Raw genomic sequence first — 23,691 nt, 5'->3', positions numbered from 1 at the left:
GAGGCGAAAAACCCGGCACAGGGTGCCGGGTCCGGAGAGGCTTACTTGGCGGCGACGACGCGGACCAGTTCGAGCACTTTATTCGAATAGCCCCACTCGTTGTCGTACCAGGCGACCAGCTTCACGAAGCTGCCGTCCAGCGCGATGCCGGCGTCGGCGTCGAAGATCGAGGTGTGGCTGTCACCGCGGAAGTCGGTGGAGACCACCTTGTCCTCGGTGTAGGCCAGCACACCCTTCAGCGGGCCGTTGGCGGCCGCCTTGATGGCGCTCTTGATCTCGTCGTAGGTCGCGTCCTTGTTCAGCTCGACCGTCAGGTCGACCACCGACACGTCGGAGGTCGGCACGCGGAAGGACATGCCGGTGAGCTTCTTGTTCAGCTCGGGGATGACCTTGCCGACGGCCTTGGCGGCGCCGGTGGAGGACGGGATGATGTTCTCCAGGATGCCGCGGCCACCACGCCAGTCCTTGTTGGACGGACCGTCGACGGTCTTCTGGGTTGCCGTGGCGGCATGCACCGTGGTCATCAGGCCGCGCTTGATGCCGAAGCTGTCGTTGATGACCTTGGCCAGCGGGGCCAGGCAGTTGGTGGTGCACGAAGCGTTGGAGACGATGGCCTCGCCAGCGTACTTCTCGTGGTTCACGCCGTACACGAACATCGGGGTGTCGTCCTTGGACGGAGCCGACAGCACGACTTTCTTGGCACCGGCCTTCAGGTGGGCGGAGGCGGTCTCGTTGTCCAGGAACAGGCCGGTGGATTCGACGACGATGTCGGCACCGACTTCGTCCCACTTCAGTTCGGCCGGGTTCTTGACGGCGGACAGGCGGATCTTCTTGCCGTTGACGATCAGGGTGTTGCCGTCGACGGAGACGTCGCCTTCGAAGCGGCCGTGCACCGAGTCATGCTTCAGCATGTAGGCGAGGTATTCGGGATCGAGCAGGTCGTTGATCGCCACGATCTCGATGTCCTTGAAGTTCTGCACGGCGGCGCGGAAGACCATGCGGCCGATGCGGCCGAAGCCGTTGATGCCGACTTTGATAGCCATTCTCTAACTCCTGATTTCTTGTTGTTGCAACATCCACCAACACCGCGTGCCGCGCCTGGCGCGCAAGCCTTGCCCGGCCGGGGGAGGAGCCGGGTCACGCGAAGAGACAAACAGTCTATACCAGCTTGCTGACAGCCTCGACCACCGTCTCCGGGGTGAAGCCGAAGTGCTTGAACACCGCGGCGGCCGGGCCGGATTCGCCGAAACGATCCAGGCCGATCACCGCACCTTCCAGACCCACGTACTTGTACCAGCCGTCGGTGACACCGGCCTCGATGGCGACGCGCGGCAGCTTGCCGAGCACCTCGTTGCGGTAGCCCGCATCCTGCTGGTCGAACAGGCGGGTGCAGGGCATGGACACCACGCGCACCGGCTTGCCTTGGCCGGCCAGCAGCTTCTGCGCGGCCAGCGCGATGCCGATCTCGGAGCCGGTGGCGATCAGCGTCGCGACCGCGCCGGCAGCATCGGACAGCACGTAGCCACCCTTGCGGATGGCGGCGATCTGCTCCGGCGTGCGCGGCGAGAACGGCAGGTTCTGGCGGGTCAGCGCGAGCAGCGTGGGACCGTCCTTGCGCTCCACGCCGTGCGCCCAGGCCACCGCGGTTTCGGTGGTGTCACAGGTGCGCCACACGTTGAGGTTCGGGATCAGGCGCAGCGAGGCGGTGTGTTCCACCGGCTGGTGGGTCGGGCCGTCTTCGCCGACGCCGATCGAATCATGGGTGAACACCATGACCTGGCGCAGCCCCATGAGGGCGGCCATGCGGATCGCGCTTCGGGCGTAGTCCGAGAACACCAGGAAGGTACTGGTGTAGGGCAGCAGGCCGCTGTGCAGGGACAGGCCGTTGGCGATGGCGACTTCGCCGAACTCGCGCACGCCGTAGTTCACGTAGTTGGCCTGGCCGCTCCACACGTCGTCCTTGGAGCCGGACCAGATGGTCAGGTTGGAGCCGGCGAGGTCGGCCGAGCCGCCCACCAGTTCCGGCAGCACTGCCGCGAAAGCTTCCAGCGCATTGGCGGAGGCCTTGCGGGTGGCGATGCTCTCGGCCTTTTCCAGCGTTCTGGCGATCAGCGCGTCGACGGTGGCTTGCCAGTTCTTTGGCAGGTCACCGGCCAGGCGGCGCTCCAGTTCGGCCAGCAGTTCCGGGTGTGCTTCGCCCCAGGCGGCATAGGTCTTCGCCCAGTCTTCCTCGTGGCGGGCGCCGGCAGCGCGGGCATCCCAGGCCTTGTACACGTCGGCCGGAATCTCGAAGGGCGCGTGCGGCCAGCCGATGGTCTCGCGGGTCAGGGCGATCTCGGCCGCACCCAGCGGTGCGCCGTGAGCGTCCGAGGTGTCGGCCTTGTTGGGCGAACCCATGCCGATGTGCGTCTTGCAGATGATCAGGCTGGGGCGGTCGGTGTCGGCCTTGGCGGCGCGGGTGGCGGCGTCCAGGGCGACGCTGTCATGGCCGTCGATGGGTCCGATGACCTGCCAGCCATAGGCTTCGAAGCGGCCAGCCGTGTCGTCGGTGAACCACTTGTCGGTGCGGCCGTCGATGGAGATGCTGTTGTCGTCGTAGTAGGCGATCAGCTTGCCGAGCTTCCAGGTGCCGGCCAGCGAGCACACCTCGTGGCTGATGCCTTCCATCAGGCAGCCGTCACCGAGGAAGACGTAGGTGTGGTGGTCGAAGATCGTGTGGCCGGGGCGGTTGAAGGTCGCGGCCATGATGCGTTCGGCCAGCGCGAAGCCCACCGCGTTGGAAATGCCCTGGCCCAGCGGGCCGGTGGTGGTTTCCACGCCCGGCGTGTAGCCCACTTCCGGGTGGCCCGGGGTGCGCGAACCCAGCTGGCGGAACTGCTTGAGCTGGTCGATCGGCAGGTCGTAACCGGTCAGGTGCAGCAGCGCGTAGTGCAGCATCGAGCCGTGGCCGTTGGACACCACGAAGCGGTCGCGGTTGGGCCACTTGGGGTTGGCCGGGTTGTGGCGCAGGTGATGGCGCCACAGCACCTCGGCGATCTCGGCCATGCCCATCGGCATGCCGGGGTGGCCGGAATTGGCCTGCTGGACGGCGTCCATGGCCAGTGCGCGGATGGCGCCGGTGACGGGGTTGAACTGTGGGGCTTTGGCGCGGATTGGCGTGGGGGAGGACATGGAACGGGCCGGGCGGGGCGGGCAAATGGGCGAAGCCGCGATTATCGGCGAAATCCGACACCCTGCGGGCGGTGCAACATGATATGTGCCGCAGTTTTACATGTAGGTGCCGGCGGTTGCTTTGACGTGGAACAGAAGCCCGGCAATTGCCGGAAACCCGCATCAGCCGTTGCGTCGACGCTCCAGCAACCGGAGGACCATCGGCGTGAGGATGATCTGCAGGGCCAGGTCGAACTTGCCGCCGGGCGCCACCAGCGTGTTGGCGCGGCTCATCCAGCTGCCGTGGATCATCGACAGCAGGTAGGGGAAGTCCACCGAGCGCGGGTCGCGGAAGCGGATCACCACCAACGTCTCGTCCGGCGTGGGGACTTCGCGCGCGATGAACGGGTTGGACGTGTCCACCACCGGCACGCGCTGGAAGTTGATGTGGGTGCGCGAGAACTGCGGCACCACGTAGTGCACGTAGTCGTGCATGCGCCGCAGGATGGTCTGTTGCACCGCCTCGGTGGAGTAGCCGCGCATGTTGGTGTCGCGGTGCAGTTTCTGGATCCATTCCAGATTCACCGCCGGCACCACGCCGATCAGCAGGTCGACGTGGCGCGCCAGATCCACCCCGTCGGTCACCACGCCGCCGTGAAGGCCCTCGTAACACAGCAGATCGGTGGGGTGGGGCAGGTCCTCCCAGGGCGTCAGGCTGCCGACCGGCTGGCCCAGTACGGCGGACTCGGCGGCGTCGTGCACGTAGTGTCGCGTCCGCCCCTGGCCGCTGGCACCGTAGTCGCGGAAGGTTTCCTCCAGCTTGTCCCAGTGGTTGGCCTCCGGCCCGAAGTGGCTGGGCGCACGCTGCTTCAGGTGCTCCGCCTCGCTGATCTGCTGGGCCATGTCGCTGCGGTTCCAGCGGTGGAAGGCGTCGCCCTCCACGAAGGCCGCATGGATCTTCTCGCGGCGGAAGATCCATTCGAAACTGCGCCGCGCCGTGCTGGTGCCGGAGCCCGAAGAGCCGGTGACGGCGATGATCGGATGCTGGATGGACATGCGGGGGCGCCTGCGTGGTGGTTCGGGGCGGAGCCGGCCTGGCGCTCAGTCGAGATGGGCGCTGAGCCAAGCCTGCCAGGCATCGTACAGGCTGGGACTGGCGGCCACCACCACGGCGCGGCGTCCTGCCGGGTCCGCCACCAGGGGACTGCCGCCCAGCACGCCATGGCCGCAACCGGCCTCCTCCGCGATCAGGCGGCCGGCGGCGTAGTCCCACAGCCCCTGGCCGCCATGCAGGTACACGTCCAGCCGGCCGGCCGCGACGAAACACCATTCGAGGGCCGACGAGCCGAAATTGCGTTGCGAGTAATACGGGGGCGTCGTGACCAGCGCCGCGGCCAGGGCCGGCGGCAGGCGCTTGAAGTCGATGCCGGCCACCGCGTCCTGCAGCGTGACGGCCGGCTTGCGCAGTGGCAGCCGGGTGCCGTTGAGCCAGGCGCCGTGGCCGCGTGCGGCATGGAAGGATTCGTCGGCAACCGGGTTGTACACCACGCCGAACTGGGTCTGGCCGCCGACCAGGTAGGCCACCGACAGGGAGAACACCGGCACGCCGTTGGCGAAGTTGGTGGTGCCGTCCACGGGGTCGATGCACCACACGCCGCCTTCGCCGGCGGTCCAGCTCTCCGCCTGCTGGGATTCGCTCATCTCCTCGCCGATCACCGGAGCCTCGGCGATTTCCGGCAGGCGGGCGATGAGGGCGCGCTGCGAGGCGAGGTCGACCTCGGTCAGCGAGCTGCCGTCGGCCTTCTTCTCGCGCACGGCGCGCAGGAAGGCGGGCATCACCGCCTCGCGACTGACATCACGCAGGATGGATTCGAGGGCGCGAGCCTGGGTCAGTGTGGCCACGGCGCAGCCCTCACGACCGCCACTTGATGGAGCAGCCGATCGAGGCCACCTGGTCGCGCGGGCCCTGGCCGGTCGCGGCGATCTGGCGCATGGCCTCGAACAGCTCGCGGCGGGCGCCCGGCGGTGCCGCCTCGCGCTGCGACGCGTCCAGCCGGCCACGGTATTGCAGCTCCAGGGCGGCGTTGTAGCCGAAGAAATCGGGTGTGCACACCGCGCCATAGGCCCGGCCGACGGCCTGGCTGTCGTCCAGCAGGTAGGGAAAGGGGAAGTCCAGTTCCTTCGCCCAGCGCGCCATGTTGTCGAAGCCGTCATCCGGATAGGCCACGGTGTCGTTGGACATGATGGCGACACTGCCGACGCCCAGCGTTGCCAGTTCGCGGCAGTCGCGCACGATGCGGTCGATGACGGCCTTCACGAAGGGGCAGTGGTTGCAGATGAACATCACCAGCAGGCCGTTGGGGCCGCGGCAGGACTGCAGGGTGTGGATGCGACCGTCGGTGCCGCGCAGGCTGAAGTCCGGCGCAGGGACGCCGAAGTCGCAGACGGGGGGAGTCAGGGCGGGCATGCGGGCCTCCTGTGGCTAGAACCTATAATCCGCGCTTTGCCCGCTGGCGGCCTTGCCGCGGGCGATGCCGGCTTCCTTGATCTTAAACCACCTGACATGACAGCGCGCTTCCATTGCCCCGTGGCCATCTCCGTCGGCGTCGAAATGCCCTTGCCGGAGGAGGCCGCCCACCATGCGGCCCGCGTCCTCAGGCTGGCGGAGGGGGATGCCGTTGTGCTATTCGATGGTGAGGGTGGCGAGTATGCTGCCCGGCTGGTGCGGGTAGGGCGCGAGGTGTGGGTCAGGGTGGAATCACATGCCGCGGCCGATCGTGAATCGCCGCTGACGGTGAGCCTGGTGCAGGGCCTGGCGGTGGCCGACAAGATGGACTGGATCGTGCAGAAGGCCACGGAGCTGGGCGTGGCGGCCGTGCATCCTGTGGCGGCGTCGCGCAGCGTCATGAAGCTGACGGGCGACCGGGCCGACAAGCGGGTTGCGCACTGGCAGGGCGTCGCGGTGGCTGCCTGCGAACAGAGCGGGCGCAACCGGGTGCCGGTGGTCTCGCCGGTCCGCAGCCTGGCGCAGTGGCTGGCCGACTGGCGGGCCGGCGCGGGGAAGGCCGGGCAATGCTGGGTCCTGGACCCCCAGGGGGCGATACCGCTGGCCCGCATGGCGCCGCCCGCGGGCCCGGTGGCCCTGCTGATCGGCCCCGAAGGGGGGTGGACGGAGCAGGAGCTGGTGGCCATCCGTGGTGCCGGCGCACAGGCCGTGACCCTCGGGCCGCGTATCCTTCGCACGGAGACGGCCGGGTTGGCTGCGCTGGCGGCGATGCAGGGCCTGTGGGGGGATTTCGGGGCAGGCAGCGGGGCCACTGGTGGCCCGGGCTGCGAGCCTGGTGCCTGACGAGGCCGGGCCTGGCGGAATGATGGTTGCCGGCGCATGCGTCCGCACGGGCACCCTGCCCGGATTGACGGCGCTGGCCGGGATGACGAGAAGGTAGATAGACGGCATGAACGACGAGTCGCGCTTCATCAGCGCAAACCTGGCAGCGGCCCAACGCATGGGCGATGACGAAGCCATCCGGTTCGTGGACTGGGTGCGCGGCGCGGCGCCGTATTTCCATGCCTTCCGCGGCAAGACCTTCGTGCTGGCCTTTGGTGGCGAGGTGGCGCAGGGCGAGCTGCTGCAGGACCTCTGCCACGACTGCAACCTGCTGGCCGCGCTGGGCGTGCGCCTGGTGCTGGTGCACGGCGTGCGCCCGCAGATCGAGGCCGAGCTGGCGCGCCGCCAGCAGCGCTCGCGCTATCACAACGGCCTGCGCGTCACCGACGAGGCCGCGCTGGAATGCGTGAAGGCCGCCGTGGGCGTGACCCGCATCGAGATCGAGGCCGCCCTCTCGCAGGGGCTGCCGAACACGCCGATGGCGGGTGCCTACATGCGCGTGACCGGCGGCAACTTCGTCATCGCCAAGCCGATGGGCGTGGTGGATGGCATCGACTTCCAGCACACCGGCGCGGTGCGCCGCGTGATCGCCGACGAAATCGACGCCGACCTGGACCAGCAGAACGTGGTGCTGGTGTCGCCACTCGGGGTGTCGCCCTCCGGCGAGATCTTCAACCTCGCGATGGAAGAAGTGGCGGAAGCCGTCGCCATCGCCCTCAAGGCCGAGAAGCTGGTGTACCTGTGCGATGCCCCCGGCCTGCTGGATGTGAAGGGCCGCCTCATCGAGGCGATCACCGCCGACGAGGCCGAGCGCATGTTCAATGAAGGCGTGGGCCTCACCGAAGACCTGCACCTGTTCCTGCCGCGCGCCATCCGCGCCGTGCGCAAGGGCGTGGCACGTGCCCACCTGATCGATCGCGACAAGGACGGTGGCCTGCTGCTGGAATTCTTCACCCACCAGGGCGTGGGCACCATGGTCGCGCACGAACCGCTCCATCGCCTGCGCGAGGCGACCATCGAGGACGTCGGCACCCTGCTGTCGCTGCTGGCTCCGCTGGAAGCCGACGGCACCCTGGTGCGGCGCGGGCGCGAACTGCTGGAGATGGAGATCGAACGCTTCGTGCTCGCCGAGCACGACGGCATGGTGGTCGGCTGCGCAGCGCTGTATCCCTTCCCGGAAGACCGCGTGGGCGAGATGGCCTGCCTGGTCGTCACGGCCGACTACCGCCGCGCCGGCCTGGGCGAGCGCCTGTCGCAGCACATCGAGGAGCGCGCCCGCGCGCTCGGGCTGGACAGGCTGTTCGTCCTCACCACGCGCACCGAACACTGGTTCCGCGAGCGTGGTTTCAACGAGGTGGGGCCCGAGGCGCTGCCGGGGCGCAAGCGTGACCTGTACAACTACCAGCGCCGCTCCAAGGTGCTGATGAAGACGCTCTAGCCTCGCCGCCACGATGACGCTGCCCCAGCCCGTCCCGCCTCCGTCCGGCCCCGTGCGCTCGCCTTCGCGCTGGCGGCTGGTGCGGCGCGCCTACTGCGTGGCGGCGGGCATCGTCATGGCGCTGGTATATCTGGCATTGCGGTTTGCCGTGCCCGAACACCTGCGGGACCTGGCCATCGCCCTGGCCATGGCGGCGCTCGGCCTGGTGCTGACGCTGGCAGCGTTCCGGCTGTCGCGCGCCACGTCGATGGGGCGGGTGGACGACCTCACCCGGCGGGTGGAGCAAGCCGTCGAAGCCGGCGGCCTGCCCGAGCTGGAACAGACCGGCTGGTCGGCCTTCGATGCGCTGGCGCAGGCGATCAGCCGCTTCGCCACGCAGCGGGCCGAAACGGTGGCGCGCGTGCGTGCGGAGTGCGACCACTTCCGCATGCTGGCCGAGGACGCCATCAGCCTGGAGGCCTACTTCGGCGGCAATGGCCGCCTGCTGTGGGTGAACCCGGCCATCGAGGCCATCACCGGCTACACGGTGGCGGAGTGCCTCAAGGCGCACGATCTCATCGACCAGTGGATCTACACCAAGGACCAGGCCCTGATGCGCGACCTGGCGCGGCGCAGCCTGCTGGGCGAGTCGCGCGAGGACCACGAGCTGCGCATCCAGCATCGCGGGGGTGGCGTCACCTGGTTTGCCTGTCGCTGGCACCCGCGTCGCGACGACCTGGGCCGGGTGGTGGGCGTGCGCTTCTCGGCGCAGAACATCCAGCGCCGCAAGGACGCGGAACTGAAGCTGCTGGAAACCGTGGCCGCCCTGCGCCGCGCCCAGGCGCTCAAGGAGCACTACCTCAACCGCAGCAACGAGGAGCGCATGCGCCTGGCCTCGCTGCTGGACGTCGTGAAGCTGGGCATCCTCTTCGTGGATCGCGATCACCGCGTGGTGTATATCAACCAGCCGGCGCTGGACATCTGGAACCTGGGCATGCGCGACACGGTGGTGGGCGCGCGCGACGAAGTGCTGATCGAGCGCACCATCCACCTGCGGGCCGACGACGAAGCCTATCGCGCCCACGTGGCCGAAGTGCTGTCGCACCGCGGCTTCTCGGAGCCCTATGACATCGAGATGAGCGACGGGCGGATCATCCGCGACCTGTCCGCCATCGTGCCGGCCCTGGAGGGCGAGGGCGGCATCGGCCGGGTGTGGATCTACGAGGACGTCACCGAAGAGCTGCGCGCCGCCCAGCGCCTGACGGACCTCGCCGAACGCGACCCGCTGACCGGCCTGTTCAACCGCCGCCGCTTCATGGAAGAGCTGGAGCGCCAGATCGCCGATGCGATGCGTCGCGGCGAGCAGCTCGGCCTGCTGTCCTTCGACCTCGACGGCTTCAAGGCGGTGAACGATACCCACGGGCACCAGGCCGGCGACGAGGTGCTGATCCGCCTGGCCAGCGAGCTCAGCGCGGTGATCCGCCGCAACGAAATGCTGTTCCGACTCGGCGGTGACGAATTCGCCCTGCTGGTGTCCAACACCGACGCCGAGCCGATGGAGCAACTCGCGCGCCGCGTCCTGCAGCGGGTCAGCGACATCGAGTTCCGCTTCAGCGACCAGGCGGTGAGCATCACCGTCAGCATGGGCATTGCGCTGGCTCCGCACCATGCCGGCGAACGCAACGCGCTGATCGCGATGGCCGACCGCGCGATGTACGCGGCCAAGATGCAGGGCAAGAACCGCATGCAGTTCGCCGAACCAGGCGAACACGACCCACAGTCATGAGCAGTCACAAGCGCCGTCAACACGCAGTCAATGACCACCGATAGAAAAATCCCCGTCGTGAAGTGCCCGCAATGCAGCAAGGCCGTCGAATGGCGGCCCGAGAACAAGTGGCGCCCCTTCTGCAGCGAGCGTTGCCGCCAGATCGATCTCGGCGCCTGGGCCAGCGAGTCCTATCGCGTGCCGGGCGAAGCGCAGGAAGACCCGGACGCGCCCAAGGCGGAGTAGTGCGGCCAGCGAGGCGCAGGCGGGTTTTCAGTCCAGCGTGTCGAAGGCCGGGTGGTAGTGCAGCAGGCCGCTGACCGGCGCCTGCACGTCCGTGCCGCGCAGGCTGTCCGGCACCAGCTCTATCACCATGAAGGCCTCCGGCGGCGCGCCGCCGGGGCCGGTGTAACGGCAATGCAGGCCGTAGCGGCTGGCCGCCACGAAACCGAAGCGAGCGTAGTACCCCGGATCGCCGAGCACCGCCACCGCGCCGGCGCCCAGCCTGCGACAGGCTTGCAGGCCCGCACAGACCAGCGCCGAGCCGATGCCTTCGCCGTGCCGCGATGGCGCGACCGCCAGCGGCGCCAGCCCCATCAGCAATGCCGCCGGGTGTTCCGCCCGCATCGGTGACAGGAGGATGTGCCCGGCGACGCCGTCGGTGTCATCCACCGCTACCAGCGAGACCAGTGGCTGCGCTTGTGCCCGCAGCAGATCGACCAGCGTCGCCTCGGCCGGCGTGCCGAAGGCGCGGCAGTGCAGGGCGTGTACCGCGGCATGATGCGCCGGGGTTTCGTCGCGGATCTCCACCTCAGGCGGCCAGTGGCTCCGGCACTTCCTCGGTGAAGCGCAGGCTGTTGCCGAAGGGGTCGGTGATGGACATCTGGTCCAGCCCCCAGGGCAGGCGCTCGATGGCCGGACGGTAGAAGTCGTACGGGCGCGAGGTGATGTCGGCGTGGAACGCCACCAGCCGCCTCATGCGGATGAACACCGCCGCGCCCGGGCAGGCGTCGCCATGATGCTCGCTGAGATGCAGGGTCAGCCCGTGCCGGCTCAACTGCATGTACAGCGGCAGCTTCGGTTCGAAACGGTGTTCCCAGTCGACGTTGAAGCCCAGCCAGTCGACGTAGAACTCGCGGGCGCGCTTCTCGTCGAAGCTGCGCAGCACCGGAACGGTGTCGTAGATGTGCGGCAGCGCCGGCAGTACGGCCGATGTGGTCATGTCTCATCCTCCGGGATCAGGAGCAACAGGTCGGTTGCGCCCATGTCTTCACCCGCCTGGCTGATCAGCGTCGTGGCCTGGCCGCGGTGATGGGTCTGGTGGTTGAAGAAGTGCAGCAGCAGCCTGCCAAGCTTGCGGCGGCCAGGCACGCCCTTCGTACTGCGATAGTGCAGTACATGCTGCAGGTCTGCCTCGCTCAGCGCTGCGCACCATTGTTCGATGCAGTCGTCCAGCAAGGCACGGCGCGTGCGCAGTGCGCCCAGGTCTTCGCAGACGATCTGGTCCAGTGACGTGGGCAAGGGCAGCGTCCGCACCGGGTCGAGTTCGACGTGTTGGGCGGGATGCTGCGCGAAGCGATGCAGCCAGATCGTGTCGGACACGACCAGATGGTTCAGCGTGCCGAGCAGCGAGCCGAAAAAGGCCCTACGGTCGGCGCTGAGCGCTGCCGGGTCGAGGCGCGCGCAGGCTTCCAGCAGGCGCTCGTTCATCCAGCGGTTGTAGCGCGCCATCAGTCGTACGTGCTCGGGTGTACTCATCGGGTCTGATCCAGCCAGTGGAAGCGCGATCCTAACGCAGCCATCCGTGCATCGTGCGACACTGCGCGCCGTCGATGAAGGGAGTAGCCGGCATGCCGGAAGCAGGAAATTCTGGACGCAGCACGGTGCCCGGCGCGCAGGGGAACGCGAGCGTCGCGGTGATCGGCGGCGGGCCGGCCGGCCTCATGGCGGCCGAGACGATGGCCAGGGCCGGGTTGCGCGTGGCGGTCTTCGACGCCATGCCGTCGGTGGGGCGCAAGTTCCTGCTGGCGGGCGTCGGCGGCATGAACATCACCCACGCCGAGCCGGCCGAAGCCTTCCGTGCGCGTTACCGGGAACGTTCCGAAGAGGTGTCGCGCTGGCTGGAAGCCTTCGATGCCGATGCGTTGCGCGCCTGGGTGCATGGGCTGGGCATCGAGACCTTCGTCGGGTCCAGCGGCCGGGTGTTTCCCCGCGAGATGAAGGCGGCCCCGTTGCTGCGCGCCTGGCTGCATCGCCTGCGCGAGTTGGGCGTGAGTTTCCATGCGCGTCACCGCTGGCTGGGCTGGCAGGCTGGCGAGCCCGTCACCGCCCTGCATTTCGCCACGCCGGACGGCGAGCGCCGTCACGATGTCGCTGCCGTCGTGCTGGCGCTGGGGGGCGGCAGCTGGTCGCGCCTCGGCTCGGATGGCAGCTGGTTGCCCTGGTTGCAGACGCGCGGTGTGGAGGTCGCTCCCTTGCAGGCTGCCAACTGCGGTTTCGTGATCGGTACCGCAACTGGCGCGCGAGGCTGGAGCGAACATCTGCGCCAGCGCTTCGGTGGCCAGCCGGTGAAGACGGTGACGCTCAGTTTCACCGATGCGCAGGGCGCGTCGCACGCCCGCAAGGGCGAGTTCATGCTCAATGACGATGGCGTGGAAGGCAGTCTTGTCTATGCCCTGTCGGCACCGTTGCGCGACACGCTGGCTGCGCAGGGCTGCGTGACCCTGCATGTCGACCTGCTGCCCGACCGTAGTGCAGCGCGCGTACTGGCCGACGTGGCCCATCCACGTGGCTCGCGCTCGATGGCCAGCCACCTGCAGAGCCGCGTGGGCATCGCCGGCGTGAAGGCCGCATTGCTGCGCGAATGTGCCGGCGCCGATGACTACGCCGACCCGGCAAGACTGGCCGCTGCCATCAAGGCGCTGCCACTGCGGCTGTGTGCGACGCGGCCACTGGACGAGGCGATCAGTTCCGCCGGCGGCGTGCGTCTCGAAGCCCTCGACGACAGCCTGAGGCTGAAAGTGTTGCCGGACGTGTCCTGCGCGGGGGAGATGCTGGACTGGGAAGCCCCTACCGGCGGCTACCTGCTGACCGCGTGCTTTGCCAGCGGTGTCGTGGCCGGGCAGGGGGTGGTCGCGCGCCTGCGCGCCTGACGGTCGCGCACCTGCGCGGCAGGAGTTGCAGGTTTGTGCAAGGTCAACTTGCGGTCTCGCTCCGGAACCTCTGCACGGCAGCGGCATCACACTTGGTACAGGCCACGCAGACGATGTCCTGCATCGTCACCGCCGGCCTGTCTCGATGCCAACTCATACAGGAGGTCCAGCATGAGAATCGAAGTCAGCATTGATACCAATGCCGCCGACCGCACCAGCGTCATGGCTGCACTGGCAGCCGAGGTCGAGAACGGTCTGCGCCACCATCGCACCCGCCTGACCAGCGCGCAACTGCACGTGCGCGATACCAACGGCCCGCGTGCCGGCGTCGACCATCGTTGCACCCTGGAGGTGCGCCCTGCCGGACTGGATGCCGTGGCCGTGAGCCACGAGGCTGCGACGGTGAATGAAGTCGTGAGGGGTGTCCTGAGCAAGATGAACGCCCGGCTCGGCACCCTGTTCGGCAGGCAGGACGCCCGCCAGCCACGCGTGTCCGCCAGCGGCTTGCCGACCTGACGCGGCAGGGCTTTGGCAGCCCCACTGGCCGGGACGGGGGGGGACGGCTTCAGTCGATGAGGCCGTCCGCTGCCAGCCGTGCCAGTACCTGGCGTGCGGCGGGGGCGCAGGCGGTGACCTCGGCCGCACTCAGCCAGGCCAGCGCCTCGATTTCCGCCTGTGGCGCCGGTGCACCCTCGGCCTGAGCGGTGAAGCACTGCATGCGCACCTGCCGCGTGACGGCCAGTCCGTGCGACACATCCTCGACCGTGCAGTAATGGCGCAGGCTGCCTGGCTGCAAGCGCACTCCCAGTTCCTCCATCACTTCGCGGGCGAGGCCTTGCGCATCGCTTTCGCCGGGCTCGCGCTTGCCACCGGGCAGGTACCAGGCATCGCGGCCACGCGTGCGTACGACCAGCACGCGACGCTCATGGACGGACACCCAGGCGAGCACATCCAGCGGCGCGGAATCCGTCGCGCTCACTTCAGCGTCGGCATGACGAACTCGGCGCCGGCACGGATGCCCGTGGGCCAGCGGCTCGTCACGGTTTTCAGGCGCGTGTAGAAGCGCACGCCTTCCATGCCGTGCATGGCGTGGTCACCGAACATGGACTGCTTCCAGCCGCCGAAGCTGTGGAAGGCCATCGGCACCGGGATGGGCACGTTCACACCCACCATGCCGATCTGCACGCGCCGCACGAACTCGCGCGCGCAATCGCCATCACGGGTGAACAGCGCCACGCCGTTGCCATACGCGTGGGTGTCGATGAGCTGCAGGGCGGCGTCGAAATCCGGCACGCGCACGACGGCCAGCACCGGCCCGAAAATCTCCTCGCGCCAGATGCTCATCTCCGGCTGGACGTGATCGAACAGGCAACCGCCCAGGAAGAAGCCGGCCTCGTGACCGGCCACCTTCAGCGTGCGTCCGTCGACCACCAGCCGCGCGCCCTCTGCCACGCCTGCGTCCACGTAGCTGCGTACCTTGTCGAGGTGCGCGCGCGTCACCAGCGGCCCCATCTCGGCGGTCGGATCGCTACCCGGGCCGACGCGTAGCGCGCGGGTACGCGCTGCCAGCCGCTCCACCAGCGCGTCCGCCACGTCACCCACCGCCACGGCCACGGAAATCGCCATGCAGCGTTCGCCGGCCGAACCGTAGGCCGCGCCCATCAGCGCATCGACAGCCTGGTCGAGATCGGCATCCGGCATCACCACCAGATGGTTCTTGGCGCCACCCAGTGCCTGCACCCGCTTGCCGCCGGCCGTGCCGGTCGTGTAGATGTGACGCGCCACCGGCGTCGAGCCCACGAAGCTGATCGCCGCGACGTCGGGGTGATCGAGCAGGCCGTCCACCGCTTCACGGTCGCCCTGCAGTACGTTGAACACTCCGTCAGGCAGCCCGGCCTTCTGCAGCAGGTCCGCCAGCATCAGGCTGGCAGACGGGTCGCGCTCCGAGGGCTTCAGGACAAATGCATTGCCGCAGGCCAGTGCGACCGGCAGCATCCACAGCGGCACCATCGCCGGAAAGTTGAAGGGCGTGATGCCGGCCACCACCCCCAGCGGTTGCCGCAGGCTGTAGCTGTCCACCCCGCCGCCGACCTGCTCGGAGAATTCGCCCTTGATGAGATGCGGGATGCCGCAGGCGAACTCCACGACTTCCAGCCCGCGCGTCACTTCGCCCAGCGCATCGCCCGGCACCTTGCCGTGCTCCCGGCTGATGATCGCGGCCAGCTCATGCTGATGCTGTTCCAGCAATTCCTTGAAACGGAACATCACGCGCGCACGTCGCAGCGGCGGTGTATCGCCCCAGGCCGGCTGCGCCGCCCCGGCGGCGGCTACGGCTGTGCTGACATCGTCAGGCGATGCCAGACACACCTCGGCCTGCTGCGCTCCGGTGGCGGGGTTGAACACAGCCGCGCGTTGCTCCCCGCGGCCCGTATTGCGTTGACCACCAATGAAATGGGAAATCAGTTCCATGCCGGCTCCTGCGCGGTGAATCGTTCCTCGGATCTTGTCATTAAACCTGCGACCTGAGCATCGCCGGAAGCTGCCGCATAAGGTTCATGTCTCGTCAGGGGAATTGTCGCGAGACACCGATCTGTCGTGTGATCAGAGCCGGAGCAACAGGCTGGCGGCCACGATGAGCAGGAGGGCGGCGAAGCCACGCTGCACGTGATGCGCTGCGAGGCGATGGGCGATGCGTCGGCCGACCAGCATGCCGGCCGCGACGCTGGCGGCGAACCAAGGCGTGATCACGGCAGGCAGCACTGCACCGTTGGCCAACGCGTTGCCCAGCGAGCCGAGGCTGACCAGCGCCACGATCAACAGGGAAGTGGCGACCACCACGTGCATGGACGCATCGCTGAACCGGCGTAGCAGCGGCACCACCACGAAGCCCCCCCCGACGCCGAGCAGGCCGCTCATGAAGCCGGCCACGCCACCGATGAGGCCGAACACGCAGGCGGTGCGTGCATTCCACTCGAATCGGCCGGTGTCCGGGTTGATGTGCGCGGCGCCGGCGAGGCGCGGCAGCTCGGCGGTGTCGGCCGATTGCTGGCGAAGCAGGCGCATGGCCACGATGAGCAGCACGACCGCGAAACAAGCGCTCAACACGGAGGTCGGCAGGTGTTGTGCAGCCCGGACCCCGAGGCCGGAGAAAGGCAGGCTGGCCAGCGCGATGAGGAGTGCTGCGCGGTAGCGCACAAGCCTGCGGCGCAGGCCCTCCACGGCGCCGACTGCAGAGCCCAGGCAGGTGGCGACCAGCGCCACCGGCGCGGCCTGCGGCAGGCTCCAGCCCAGCCCATACACCAGCGCCGGCACCGAGAGGATGCCGCCACCGGCACCGGTCACCCCCATGAGGACGCCGACCAGGACACCAGACAACAGGGTGAAGAGCATGCACGCATCCAGTTCGCGAAGGATGCGTCGAACATAGCAGGATGCGGGCCACGGGTGGCCCAGGTTGCCGCTTCAGGCGGTCGACCGGGGAGATTTGCTGCGGGAGAAATCTGGCGCATCCGACACGATTCGAACGTGCGACCCCTGCCTTCGGAGGGCAGTACTCTATCCAGCTGAGCTACGGATGCGTGGGGAATGCCGGCCCCCGGAAGGGGTGGGCAGGCCGCGATCTTACTGCATCGGGCCGGTGCAGGCGAGCGGCGCGGACATACCCATGACGGGAACGCGTATAATCGCCGCTTTATTTTGTCTGCCGTTTGAGGATCTCATGGCGAAGGTAAGCGGGTTTCGTCGCTGGGCACTGCCCGCGATGGCGGTTGTGGCAGCAGGTGTACTCGTGGCTTGCAGCAAGCAGGAGCCCGTGGATGAAGAAGAAACCGCGCAACTGATCCAACCGGTAGCCAAGGTGGAGCTGTCGGGCGCGGCCCCGGCGGCAAGCGCTGCCCCGCGGACCGGCGAGCAGGTGGTGAACAGCGTGTGCGGTGCCTGCCACAACGCGGGTGTGGCTGGTGCGCCGAAGACCGGTGACAACGCTGCCTGGGCGGTGCGCTTCAAGGATGGCCTGGACGGCATGGTCAAGATCGCCATGGAAGGCAAGGGCGCGATGCCGCCCAAGGGCGGTGGTGCTGACCTGACCGAGCTGGAGATCACCCGTGCGGTGGTGTTCATGGCCAACAAGTCGGGTGGCAGCTTCAAGGAGCCGGCCGCACCGGCGCCGGCTGGCGGCGAGTCTGCGCCGGCCGAGGCCCCGGCCAAGAGCTGACCGGCTAACACCGGCACAAACAAAAAGGCGACCTGCAGGTCGCCTTTTTGTTTGCCCGCGATTTGCGGCGAAGGCTCAGAGCGTCTCGAACACGATGTCCTGCGCGCCTTCCCACAGGCACTTCACGCCCAGTGCGCGCAGGTTCTCCTTGCCTTCCACGATGGTCAGGAAGTGGTTGCCGGCCAGTTGGCCGAGCTTGCTGGAAAAGGAGCAGGCGCCGTAGGCCATGATGATCTCGGTTTCGCTGTAGCCACCGGGGTAGAACAGCACGTCGCCCACGGACGGATGGCTGGTGTGGTTCTCGAAGTCCACGCCCAGCTTGAAGTCGCCCATCGGCACCCAGCAGCCTTCACCGCTCCAGCGCACATGGATCAGCTTCTGCCGGTAGGGCAGCATCTTCAGGAAGGCGGCCACGGTCTGCGGGGCGTCGGGATGCGTTTCGGCGATGAAGCTGAAGTCGCCGGCGGTGATGCGGATCTTGCTCATGGTGGGTCTCGTCTGAACTGCAGATTGTTTGTGTCGGTGAGCGCTGAGGTGGCCGTTCAGGTCGCCGCTCAGGTCGCCGGCTTCGCCGGGAACCACTTCTCCACCGTCGGCATCTCCCACGTGTCCATGCGGGCGATGAGGCGCTTCGGGTCGGCGTCGAGCTGGATCATGTCCACGTGCTCGATGCGCATGAACTCCTCGCGCGCCATGTTCTCCAGCATCGCGCGCATGGGGTTGTAGAAGCCGTTGATGTTCAGCACGCCGCTGGGCTTCACGTGGTCGCCGAGCTGCGTCAGCGTGGCGACTTCGAAGAGTTCCTCCAGCGTACCCAGCCCGCCCGGGAGCGCAATGAAGCCATCGGCCAGTTCCGCCATGCGTGCCTTGCGGCTGCGCATGTCGGGCGTGATCTCGTGGCGGCTCAGGCCAGGATGGAGATGGCCGCGGTCGAACAGGCGCTGGCTGATCACGCCGTGCACTTCGCCACCAGCGGCGAGAACTGCGTCGGCGGTCACACCCATCAGGCCCTTGTGGGTGCCGCCGTACACCAGGGCGATGCCCAGTTCGGCCAGTGCAGTGCCGAGCGCGCGGGCGCCTTCGGCGTATACCGGCGAGATGCCGAAGTTGGAGCCGCAATACACGGCGATGCGTTTGAGTTTGAGTGTCGAGGTCGTCATGGTTGCAATGATGAACGGTGTCGGTCGTGAGGGTGACAGGCCGGCAGCATGACGATCATTCTGCCGGCGCCGGTCTTCAGCCCATGGCAACTTCGTTGCCGCGTGCGGCCCAGCCGGTGACGCGCTGCTCCACCAGCGAGGAGACCACATACAGCATGATGCCCATCGCGGCGAGGATGAACAGGCCGGCGAACACCAGGGGCACATCGAAGTTGCCGCTGGCGATGATCATGACATTGCCGATGCCCTTGTTGGCGGCGACGGTCTCGGCCAGCACGGTGCCGACGAAGGCCAGGGTGATGGCGATCTTCAGCGACGCGAACAGGTAGGGCAGGGCGTGCGGCAGGCCTACGTTCCACAGGATGTCCAGCTTGCGGGCGCCCAGCACCTTCAGCACGTCCTGCAGCTCCGGCTCGGTGTGCGCAAGGCCGGTGGCGACGTTCACCACGACCGGGAAGGTGCAGATCACCATCGAGGTGAGGATGGCGGGCACCGTGCCGGCACCGAACCACACCACGAAGATCGGCACCACGGCCACCTTCGGGATGCTGCTGAAACCCACCAGCAGCGGATAGGCCACGTCGTAGGCGAAGCGGCTGGAGCCGATGATCATGCCCAGCACCACGCCGGCCAGCACGCCGAAGGCGAAGCCGGTGACGGTGGTGTACAGCGTCTGCACGGCATGCGGCCACAGCAGCGGCCCCTTCTCCAGCAGCACGGCGAAGATCGCGCTGGGGCGCGGCAATATCAGGCCGGAAATGTTGAAGACGATGCAGGCCAGCTCCCACAGCGCGAACATCGACACGATCGCGATGGCCGACAGCGTGCGCTGGCGGAGCTTGCGTGACAGCTTGAAGCTGCGTTTGCGGGGCGCGGGTGTCATGGCGGGCGTTGCGATGCGGGTGGTGGTGACGGAGGCTTCGGCCGGCGCCGGTGAGGCGGTCGCTGGTGAGCTCGTGCTGCCGGTTGCGCTGGGTGAAAAACCTGCGGAAGGACTCGTGGCGGCGGACGCGCCCAGCGCGTCATCGATGGTCGTGGCGGTATTCATCACGCAGCCTCCTTCTCGGCGCTGACAAGGGAAACGGAAGGCTCCGGCGTGCGCGGCGACAGGTCGCTGCGTGCTTCGGCGATGCGCAGGCGCAGGGCCTGCACGAGCTCGGCGCACTCCGGTGCGTAGCTCATCTGGATGCTGCGCGGGCGCGGGAACTCCACGTTGCGCTCTTCCAGGATGCGACCCGGCCGCGCGCTCATCACGCAGATGCGGGTGGCGAGGTAGGCGGCTTCGCGCAGGTCGTGGGTCACCAGCAGCACGGTGGGACGCTGGGTCATCCACAGGTTCTGCATCGTGCCCCACAGCTCTTCGCGGGTGAATTGATCGAGCGCGCCGAAGGGCTCGTCGAGCAGCAGCAGTTGCGGCTCGTGGATCAGTGCGCGGCACAGCGATGCACGCTGCAGCATGCCGCCGGAAAGCTGCCAAGGACGCTTGTCGCCCATGCCGGTAAGGCCTACCTGCGCCAGCAGTGCGTCGGCGCGTTCGGCGTACTCACCCTTCTTCTTCGCACGGTAGTGCTGGCGGAAGGGCTCGACGATCTTCAGCGGCATCATCACGTTCTCGCGCACCGTCAGCCAGGGCAACATGGTCGGATTCTGGAAGGCCAGGCCGATGCGCGTGCGGTGCGGGCCGCCGACTTCGCGCCCATCGACGATGACGCCGCCGCTACTCGGCGACAGCAGGCCGCCGATGAGCTTGAGGATGGTGGACTTGCCGCAACCGCTGGGACCGACGAGGGCGACGAAATCGCCGGTGTCGATGCGCAGGTCGGTGCGGTCCAGCGCGAGCGTGGACGTCTCGCTGTCGGCGGCACCGAAGCGTACGGTGACATCGCGCAGGTCGATGAAGGGCTGGTTCATGATGGGCCTCGGGTCCGGAAAGCGGATGGGTGACGGGATCAGCGCTGGTCAGCGGGCGTCACCACGTCGACCTGTGGCAGCGCGTTGTTGGGGAAGCCTTCCGGCACCTTGACGATGTTCTTCATCGTGCTGGACTCATTGCGTACGTCCGGCGTCGGCATCTTCTGGATGCCCTTCACCGACTTGCCCCAGCCGACCGCGTCCTCCACCAGGCGACCGTCGCGCATCACGAAGCGGCCACGCACGATGGTGTGCACCGGGTAGCCCTTCACGCGGCGGCCGTTCCACGGTGAGATCTTGCTGATCGACTGCAGCTTGCCGTGCGACAGCATGCCGGCCTTGTCCATGTCGACGATGACGATGTCGGCATGCGCGCCAGCGGCGATGACGCCCTTGGTGCCGTACAGGCCCCAGGCTTTCGCCGGCGCGACGGCGCTCCAGCGCACGTAGTCCATCAGCGTCGCGCGGCCCTTGTTCACCTCGGTGAGCATCAATGCCATCTGGGTTTCCACGCCGGGGAAGCCGCAATCGCATTCCCAGATGTTGGCGCGGGTGTTCTCCTCGATGGAGTGCGGCGCGTGATCGGTGGCGATCATGTCCACCGTGCCGTCGAGCAGCGCGTCCCACAGCGGCTGGTTGTGGCGCGCGTCGCGGATCGGCGGATTGACGCGCAACACGCCGCCCATGCGGATCATGTCCTGGGTGTTCAGCAACACGTATTGCGGGCAGGTTTCCACCGTGATGTCGACGCCGCGCGCCTTGGCCTCGCGTACCAGCCACAGCGCATCCGCCGAGCTCTTGTGGGCGATGTGCACCCGCGCGCCGGTCCATTCGCTGAAGTGGATGATGCGGCTCACCGCCTCGATCTCGCACACCTCCGGACGGGCCGCGAGGTGGGCCTGCACGTCCATGCGGCCGGCGGCCTGCATGCGTTGCTGGCGACGCGCCATGATCGAGGAATTCTCGGCGTGCACCACGGTGCGGATGCCCAGCGGGGCGAGGATCTCGAAGGCTTCCAGCAACGCGCCGTCGGACGGCGCCGGCAGGTTGCCGAAGGTGTTGCCGACGAAGGCCTTGAAGCTGGTGGCGCCGTTGTCCAGCAGGTCTTCCAGGACATCGACGGTGTCGTCGCCGAGCAGGGCATGGATGCCGAAGTCGACGTAGGACGCGTCCGCTGCGCGCAACTTCATCTGCAGCGCTTCCACCGTGCCGGTGGCCGGTTTGGTGTTGGGCATGTCGAACACGGTGGTGACGCCACCCATCGCGGCGGCGGCGGAGCCGGTCTTCCAGGTTTCCTTGTGCGGGTAGCCCGGGTCGCGGAAATGCACGTGGCTGTCGATGGCGCCGGGCAGAATGTACTGGCCGTCGGCGCGGAATTCCTCGCGTCCGGCGGGCATCAGGTCGTCGTGGCCGACGGCGACGATTTTGCCGCCGTCGATGGCGACCGAGGCTTCGATGATGGCATCCGGCGAGACGACTTTGCCGCCGCGGATGACGAGATCAACTGTGGGCATGGTGTGCTTCCTTCTCGCCGTCATTCCTGCCAGTGCGCGCACATGAGCAGGAATCCGGCGTCGTTCGTATCGGTGGTGAAAGTCACTGGATTCCCGCTTCCGCGGGAATGACGGTGAAGGGACGCATGCGCTTCGTCACAGCATCGCCCAGCCACCATCTACCGGCAGGTCGACACCGGTGATCTGGCGCGACACCTCGCTGGCGAGGAACAGGCAGGCGTTGGCGACGTCGGCGTCGGTGGATACGCGGCGCAGCGCGTAGTCCTCGGCGTGGCGCTGCATGGCTTCCTCCACGCTGATGCCGTGCTGCTTCGCCATCGTGGCGCACACTTTGTCGCGGAAGCGCGGGCCGTCGACCATGCCGGGCGCCACGCAGTTGACGTTGATGCCGTGCGGGCCGGCCTCCAGCGCGAAGCTCTTGGTGATGCCACGCAGGCCCCACTTGCTGGCGGAGTACGCCATGCGGCCGGCGCGGCCCCGCATGCCGAAGGTGCCGCCGACGTTCACCACCTTGCCGCTGCGCCGCTCGATCATTCCCGGCAGCACCGCCTGCATGGTGTTGAAGCAGCCGGTCATGTTGAGCTGCACGATTTCCTCGAACTCTTCCTGGGTGTTCTCCCAGCCCGGCTTGCCGACGGTGCCGGACCCACCGGCGACGTTGACCAGCACATCGATGCGACCGAAGTGCTCCAGCGCGTGGCGGGTCATGGTGGCGACCTGCGTGTTCTGCGTGATGTCGCAGGCCAGCACGATGGCATCCACGCCGAGCCCCCGCGCCTCTGCGGCCACCGGCTCGATGGCGGCGATGTCACGGCCGGTCAGCACCAGCTTTGCGCCTTCCCTGGCAAAAGCGAGACTCACCGCGCGGCCCATGCCCTTGGCGGGGCCGGTGATGAGGACGACTTTGTCTTTGAGTGCGAGATCCATGATGTGTATTCCGTTTGCGTGGCCGCGGCCTGCGCGGCCATGAGGCGTGTAAGGCAGGGGTCAGAGCTTGGAGGCGCGGTCGGCGCGGGCCGGCAGGAAGCGGCGGTCGAAGATCTCGACGGCGGCCGGCGTGCGGGCCAGCTGGCCGGAGGCGACGACGAGGTCGATGTTGCGCTTCAGACGTGCGTCATCCACATCACCGAGGCCGATCTTGGCGATCTCCGGGTGGCTCATCTGCTCCTTGTAGGTGGCGACCAGTTTTTCCTTCTCGATGTCGCGCTTGAGCAGCGGTTCGCGGCGCATCACGGTGTCCATGCCGGCCTCGGGGTTGGCCACCACTTCGTTGATGGCGCGGTTCAGCGCGCGCAGGAAACCTTCCACCGCCTTCGGGTTCTGCTTGATGAACTCCTGCGAGAAGAAGATCGCGTTGGAGTAGGAGTCGATGCCGTAGTCCGCGTAGTTGATGAAGCGCAGGTCCTTGTCCGGATTCATGCCGATGCCCTTGGCGGCGAAGGTGATGGTCAGCGTGTAGCCGAACACTGCGTCCACCTGGTCGCGCATCAGCAACTGCTCGCGCAGGTTGGGCGCCATGTTGGTGACGTTGACCTTGCTGGCGTCCAGGCCGGCCGACTTGGCGGCGAGCGGGAACAGCTTCAGCGCGGCATCGTTGGCGGGTCCGCCGACGGTCTTGCCGTTGAGGTCCTTCAGCGACTTGATCGGGCTGCTGGCCTTGGTGGCGACGACGAAGGGCGTCACGTTGTAGAGCATGTACACCGCCACCGGGGCGACGGCGGGCTGCTTGGCGCTCATGTCGATCAGCGCGTTGAGATCGCCGAAGCCGGCGTCATAGGTGCCGCTGGCCACTTTCGGGATCGACGCGGCGGAGCCTTCGCCCTGATCGATGGTGACGTCCAGGCCCTCGGCCTTGAAGTAGCCCTTCTCCTGCGCGTAGAAGAACCAGGCCTGCGCGCCTTCGAACTTCCAGTTGAGCACCATCTTGACCTTGGTCTGCGCGCTGGCAGCCAGTGGTGTGAGGGTGGTGGCAAGCGCGATGAGCAGCGCGGAGCAGGAGCGGGCGAAGTTCATGATCTTTC

At 67.7% G+C, this 23,691-nt stretch carries 25 protein-coding genes and 1 tRNA gene; 7 read left to right on the top strand and 19 right to left on the bottom strand.

The genetic code is table 11. The annotated features are described in order from the left end of the window. Positions 1 to 41: 41 nt before the first annotated feature. From gap to VVD47_RS10215, 5 genes are all read right to left on the bottom strand, one after another. Positions 42 to 1,043 (bottom strand): type I glyceraldehyde-3-phosphate dehydrogenase, encoded by a 1,002-nt coding sequence (gene gap, locus VVD47_RS10235; protein ID WP_327603359.1) that lies wholly within the window; start codon positions 1,041 to 1,043, stop codon positions 42 to 44. Between the two features lie 115 nt (positions 1,044 to 1,158). Then, the gene (gene tkt, locus VVD47_RS10230) at positions 1,159 to 3,171 is read right to left on the bottom strand and encodes a transketolase (RefSeq protein WP_327603358.1); all 2,013 of its coding nucleotides are present in this window, start codon (positions 3,169 to 3,171) and stop codon (positions 1,159 to 1,161) included. Between the two features lie 162 nt (positions 3,172 to 3,333). Next, a complete protein-coding gene (locus VVD47_RS10225; RefSeq protein ID WP_327603357.1) occupies positions 3,334 to 4,206 on the bottom strand; it encodes a phosphoribulokinase in 873 nt (290 codons plus the stop codon). 45 nt (positions 4,207 to 4,251) lie between these two features. Continuing rightward, positions 4,252 to 5,052 carry an inositol monophosphatase family protein gene (locus VVD47_RS10220; protein WP_327603356.1) on the bottom strand — a complete coding sequence of 267 codons (801 nt, stop codon included), beginning with the start codon at positions 5,050 to 5,052 and terminating at the stop codon, positions 4,252 to 4,254. 10 nt (positions 5,053 to 5,062) lie between these two features. Next, on the bottom strand, positions 5,063 to 5,617 hold the full coding sequence (locus tag VVD47_RS10215; RefSeq protein WP_327603355.1) for a thioredoxin family protein: 555 nt from the start codon (positions 5,615 to 5,617) through the stop codon (positions 5,063 to 5,065). A gap of 96 nt (positions 5,618 to 5,713) precedes the next feature. Here VVD47_RS10215 and VVD47_RS10210 point away from each other — a divergent pair, with 96 nt between their 5' ends. From VVD47_RS10210 to VVD47_RS10195, 4 genes are all read left to right on the top strand, one after another. Next, on the top strand, positions 5,714 to 6,499 hold the full coding sequence (locus VVD47_RS10210; protein ID WP_327603354.1) for a 16S rRNA (uracil(1498)-N(3))-methyltransferase: 786 nt from the start codon (positions 5,714 to 5,716) through the stop codon (positions 6,497 to 6,499). Positions 6,500 to 6,656: 157 nt separating this feature from the next. After that, on the top strand, positions 6,657 to 7,976 hold the full coding sequence (gene argA, locus VVD47_RS10205) for an amino-acid N-acetyltransferase (RefSeq protein ID WP_327604638.1): 1,320 nt from the start codon (positions 6,657 to 6,659) through the stop codon (positions 7,974 to 7,976). A 13-nt stretch (positions 7,977 to 7,989) separates the two neighbouring features. Further along, on the top strand, positions 7,990 to 9,741 hold the full coding sequence (locus tag VVD47_RS10200; RefSeq protein ID WP_327603353.1) for a diguanylate cyclase domain-containing protein: 1,752 nt from the start codon (positions 7,990 to 7,992) through the stop codon (positions 9,739 to 9,741). Positions 9,742 to 9,771: 30 nt separating this feature from the next. Further along, positions 9,772 to 9,966, top strand: coding sequence for a DNA gyrase inhibitor YacG (locus VVD47_RS10195; RefSeq protein ID WP_327603352.1), 195 nt, complete (start codon positions 9,772 to 9,774; stop codon positions 9,964 to 9,966). A 27-nt stretch (positions 9,967 to 9,993) separates the two neighbouring features. On the opposite strand, the gene VVD47_RS10190 is transcribed toward VVD47_RS10195, so the two are convergent. From VVD47_RS10190 to VVD47_RS10180, 3 genes are read right to left on the bottom strand one after another with little or no spacing between them, the layout of a single operon-like run. After that, on the bottom strand, positions 9,994 to 10,530 hold the full coding sequence (locus VVD47_RS10190; protein WP_327603351.1) for a GNAT family N-acetyltransferase: 537 nt from the start codon (positions 10,528 to 10,530) through the stop codon (positions 9,994 to 9,996). 1 nt (position 10,531) lies between these two features. Then, on the bottom strand, positions 10,532 to 10,942 hold the full coding sequence (locus VVD47_RS10185) for a glyoxalase superfamily protein (protein ID WP_327603350.1): 411 nt from the start codon (positions 10,940 to 10,942) through the stop codon (positions 10,532 to 10,534). Then, complete coding sequence (locus VVD47_RS10180; protein WP_327603349.1) at positions 10,939 to 11,478, bottom strand: DinB family protein; 540 nt, start codon at positions 11,476 to 11,478, stop codon at positions 10,939 to 10,941. Before VVD47_RS10180 ends, VVD47_RS10185 begins: the two co-directional genes overlap by 4 nt. Positions 11,479 to 11,570: 92 nt before the next feature. Between VVD47_RS10180 and VVD47_RS10175 the strand changes: the two genes are divergently transcribed. Both VVD47_RS10175 and VVD47_RS10170 read left to right on the top strand, forming a co-directional pair. After that, entirely contained in the window at positions 11,571 to 12,872 is a 1,302-nt protein-coding gene (locus VVD47_RS10175; protein ID WP_327603348.1) for a TIGR03862 family flavoprotein, read from the top strand. A 171-nt stretch (positions 12,873 to 13,043) separates the two neighbouring features. After that, positions 13,044 to 13,388, top strand: coding sequence for a hypothetical protein (locus VVD47_RS10170; protein ID WP_327603347.1), 345 nt, complete (start codon positions 13,044 to 13,046; stop codon positions 13,386 to 13,388). A 49-nt stretch (positions 13,389 to 13,437) separates the two neighbouring features. Here the strand turns inward: VVD47_RS10170 and VVD47_RS10165 are convergent, their stop codons facing one another. The 4 genes from VVD47_RS10165 to VVD47_RS10150 form a co-directional block, all read right to left on the bottom strand. Then, entirely contained in the window at positions 13,438 to 13,851 is a 414-nt protein-coding gene (locus VVD47_RS10165) for an NUDIX hydrolase (RefSeq protein ID WP_327603346.1), read from the bottom strand. Then, positions 13,848 to 15,341, bottom strand: a complete 1,494-nt coding sequence (locus VVD47_RS10160; RefSeq protein WP_327603345.1) for a CoA-acylating methylmalonate-semialdehyde dehydrogenase — start codon at positions 15,339 to 15,341, stop codon at positions 13,848 to 13,850. Before VVD47_RS10160 ends, VVD47_RS10165 begins: the two co-directional genes overlap by 4 nt. 132 nt (positions 15,342 to 15,473) lie before the next feature. Next, on the bottom strand, positions 15,474 to 16,262 hold the full coding sequence (locus VVD47_RS10155) for a sulfite exporter TauE/SafE family protein (RefSeq protein ID WP_327603344.1): 789 nt from the start codon (positions 16,260 to 16,262) through the stop codon (positions 15,474 to 15,476). Between the two features lie 111 nt (positions 16,263 to 16,373). Beyond that, a tRNA-Arg gene (locus VVD47_RS10150) sits at positions 16,374 to 16,450 on the bottom strand. Positions 16,451 to 16,683: 233 nt separating this feature from the next. Here VVD47_RS10150 and VVD47_RS10145 point away from each other — a divergent pair. Next, positions 16,684 to 17,085 carry a c-type cytochrome gene (locus VVD47_RS10145; RefSeq protein WP_327603343.1) on the top strand — a complete coding sequence of 134 codons (402 nt, stop codon included), beginning with the start codon at positions 16,684 to 16,686 and terminating at the stop codon, positions 17,083 to 17,085. Between the two features lie 75 nt (positions 17,086 to 17,160). On the opposite strand, the gene VVD47_RS10140 is transcribed toward VVD47_RS10145, so the two are convergent. From VVD47_RS10140 to VVD47_RS10110, 7 genes are all read right to left on the bottom strand, one after another. Further along, entirely contained in the window at positions 17,161 to 17,571 is a 411-nt protein-coding gene (locus tag VVD47_RS10140) for a DUF3830 family protein (RefSeq protein ID WP_327603342.1), read from the bottom strand. Positions 17,572 to 17,639: 68 nt separating this feature from the next. Then, the gene (locus VVD47_RS10135; protein WP_327603341.1) at positions 17,640 to 18,245 is read right to left on the bottom strand and encodes a TIGR00730 family Rossman fold protein; all 606 of its coding nucleotides are present in this window, start codon (positions 18,243 to 18,245) and stop codon (positions 17,640 to 17,642) included. A 76-nt stretch (positions 18,246 to 18,321) separates the two neighbouring features. Further along, positions 18,322 to 19,293: an ABC transporter permease gene (locus VVD47_RS10130; protein WP_327603340.1), complete on the bottom strand. Its 972-nt coding sequence runs from the start codon at positions 19,291 to 19,293 to the stop codon at positions 18,322 to 18,324. After that, positions 19,293 to 20,156, bottom strand: a complete 864-nt coding sequence (locus tag VVD47_RS10125) for an ABC transporter ATP-binding protein (protein WP_327603339.1) — start codon at positions 20,154 to 20,156, stop codon at positions 19,293 to 19,295. Before VVD47_RS10125 ends, VVD47_RS10130 begins: the two co-directional genes overlap by 1 nt. A gap of 38 nt (positions 20,157 to 20,194) precedes the next feature. After that, positions 20,195 to 21,670: an allantoinase AllB gene (gene allB, locus VVD47_RS10120; RefSeq protein ID WP_327603338.1), complete on the bottom strand. Its 1,476-nt coding sequence runs from the start codon at positions 21,668 to 21,670 to the stop codon at positions 20,195 to 20,197. Between the two features lie 135 nt (positions 21,671 to 21,805). After that, positions 21,806 to 22,597: an SDR family NAD(P)-dependent oxidoreductase gene (locus tag VVD47_RS10115; protein ID WP_327603337.1), complete on the bottom strand. Its 792-nt coding sequence runs from the start codon at positions 22,595 to 22,597 to the stop codon at positions 21,806 to 21,808. A gap of 60 nt (positions 22,598 to 22,657) precedes the next feature. Continuing rightward, positions 22,658 to 23,683 carry an ABC transporter substrate-binding protein gene (locus VVD47_RS10110; RefSeq protein WP_327603336.1) on the bottom strand — a complete coding sequence of 342 codons (1,026 nt, stop codon included), beginning with the start codon at positions 23,681 to 23,683 and terminating at the stop codon, positions 22,658 to 22,660. Positions 23,684 to 23,691 lie beyond the last annotated feature (8 nt).

The organism is Uliginosibacterium sp. H1 (assembly GCF_036017065.1).
Lineage (GTDB): Bacteria > Pseudomonadota > Gammaproteobacteria > Burkholderiales > Rhodocyclaceae > Uliginosibacterium.
This window is presented reverse-complemented; position numbering and strand designations above follow the sequence as displayed.

What these genes read in the sequence shown, in the direction of transcription:
- gap (WP_327603359.1), bottom strand. Translation starts at nt 1,043, where the DNA reads ATGGCTATCAAAGTCGGCATCAACGGCTTCGGCCGCATCGGCCGCATG.
- tkt (WP_327603358.1), bottom strand. Translation starts at nt 3,171, where the DNA reads ATGTCCTCCCCCACGCCAATCCGCGCCAAAGCCCCACAGTTCAACCCC.
- VVD47_RS10225 (WP_327603357.1), bottom strand. Translation starts at nt 4,206, where the DNA reads ATGTCCATCCAGCATCCGATCATCGCCGTCACCGGCTCTTCGGGCTCC.
- VVD47_RS10215 (WP_327603355.1), bottom strand. Translation starts at nt 5,617, where the DNA reads ATGCCCGCCCTGACTCCCCCCGTCTGCGACTTCGGCGTCCCTGCGCCG.
- VVD47_RS10210 (WP_327603354.1), top strand. Translation starts at nt 5,714, where the DNA reads ATGACAGCGCGCTTCCATTGCCCCGTGGCCATCTCCGTCGGCGTCGAA.
- argA (WP_327604638.1), top strand. Translation starts at nt 6,657, where the DNA reads ATGGGCGATGACGAAGCCATCCGGTTCGTGGACTGGGTGCGCGGCGCG.
- VVD47_RS10200 (WP_327603353.1), top strand. Translation starts at nt 7,990, where the DNA reads ATGACGCTGCCCCAGCCCGTCCCGCCTCCGTCCGGCCCCGTGCGCTCG.
- VVD47_RS10195 (WP_327603352.1), top strand. Translation starts at nt 9,772, where the DNA reads ATGACCACCGATAGAAAAATCCCCGTCGTGAAGTGCCCGCAATGCAGC.
- VVD47_RS10185 (WP_327603350.1), bottom strand. Translation starts at nt 10,942, where the DNA reads ATGACCACATCGGCCGTACTGCCGGCGCTGCCGCACATCTACGACACC.
- VVD47_RS10180 (WP_327603349.1), bottom strand. Translation starts at nt 11,478, where the DNA reads ATGAGTACACCCGAGCACGTACGACTGATGGCGCGCTACAACCGCTGG.
- VVD47_RS10175 (WP_327603348.1), top strand. Translation starts at nt 11,571, where the DNA reads ATGCCGGAAGCAGGAAATTCTGGACGCAGCACGGTGCCCGGCGCGCAG.
- VVD47_RS10170 (WP_327603347.1), top strand. Translation starts at nt 13,044, where the DNA reads ATGAGAATCGAAGTCAGCATTGATACCAATGCCGCCGACCGCACCAGC.
- VVD47_RS10160 (WP_327603345.1), bottom strand. Translation starts at nt 15,341, where the DNA reads ATGGAACTGATTTCCCATTTCATTGGTGGTCAACGCAATACGGGCCGC.
- VVD47_RS10155 (WP_327603344.1), bottom strand. Translation starts at nt 16,262, where the DNA reads ATGCTCTTCACCCTGTTGTCTGGTGTCCTGGTCGGCGTCCTCATGGGG.
- VVD47_RS10140 (WP_327603342.1), bottom strand. Translation starts at nt 17,571, where the DNA reads ATGAGCAAGATCCGCATCACCGCCGGCGACTTCAGCTTCATCGCCGAA.
- VVD47_RS10135 (WP_327603341.1), bottom strand. Translation starts at nt 18,245, where the DNA reads ATGACGACCTCGACACTCAAACTCAAACGCATCGCCGTGTATTGCGGC.
- VVD47_RS10130 (WP_327603340.1), bottom strand. Translation starts at nt 19,293, where the DNA reads ATGAATACCGCCACGACCATCGATGACGCGCTGGGCGCGTCCGCCGCC.
- VVD47_RS10125 (WP_327603339.1), bottom strand. Translation starts at nt 20,156, where the DNA reads ATGAACCAGCCCTTCATCGACCTGCGCGATGTCACCGTACGCTTCGGT.
- allB (WP_327603338.1), bottom strand. Translation starts at nt 21,670, where the DNA reads ATGCCCACAGTTGATCTCGTCATCCGCGGCGGCAAAGTCGTCTCGCCG.
- VVD47_RS10115 (WP_327603337.1), bottom strand. Translation starts at nt 22,597, where the DNA reads ATGGATCTCGCACTCAAAGACAAAGTCGTCCTCATCACCGGCCCCGCC.
- VVD47_RS10110 (WP_327603336.1), bottom strand. Translation starts at nt 23,683, where the DNA reads ATGAACTTCGCCCGCTCCTGCTCCGCGCTGCTCATCGCGCTTGCCACC.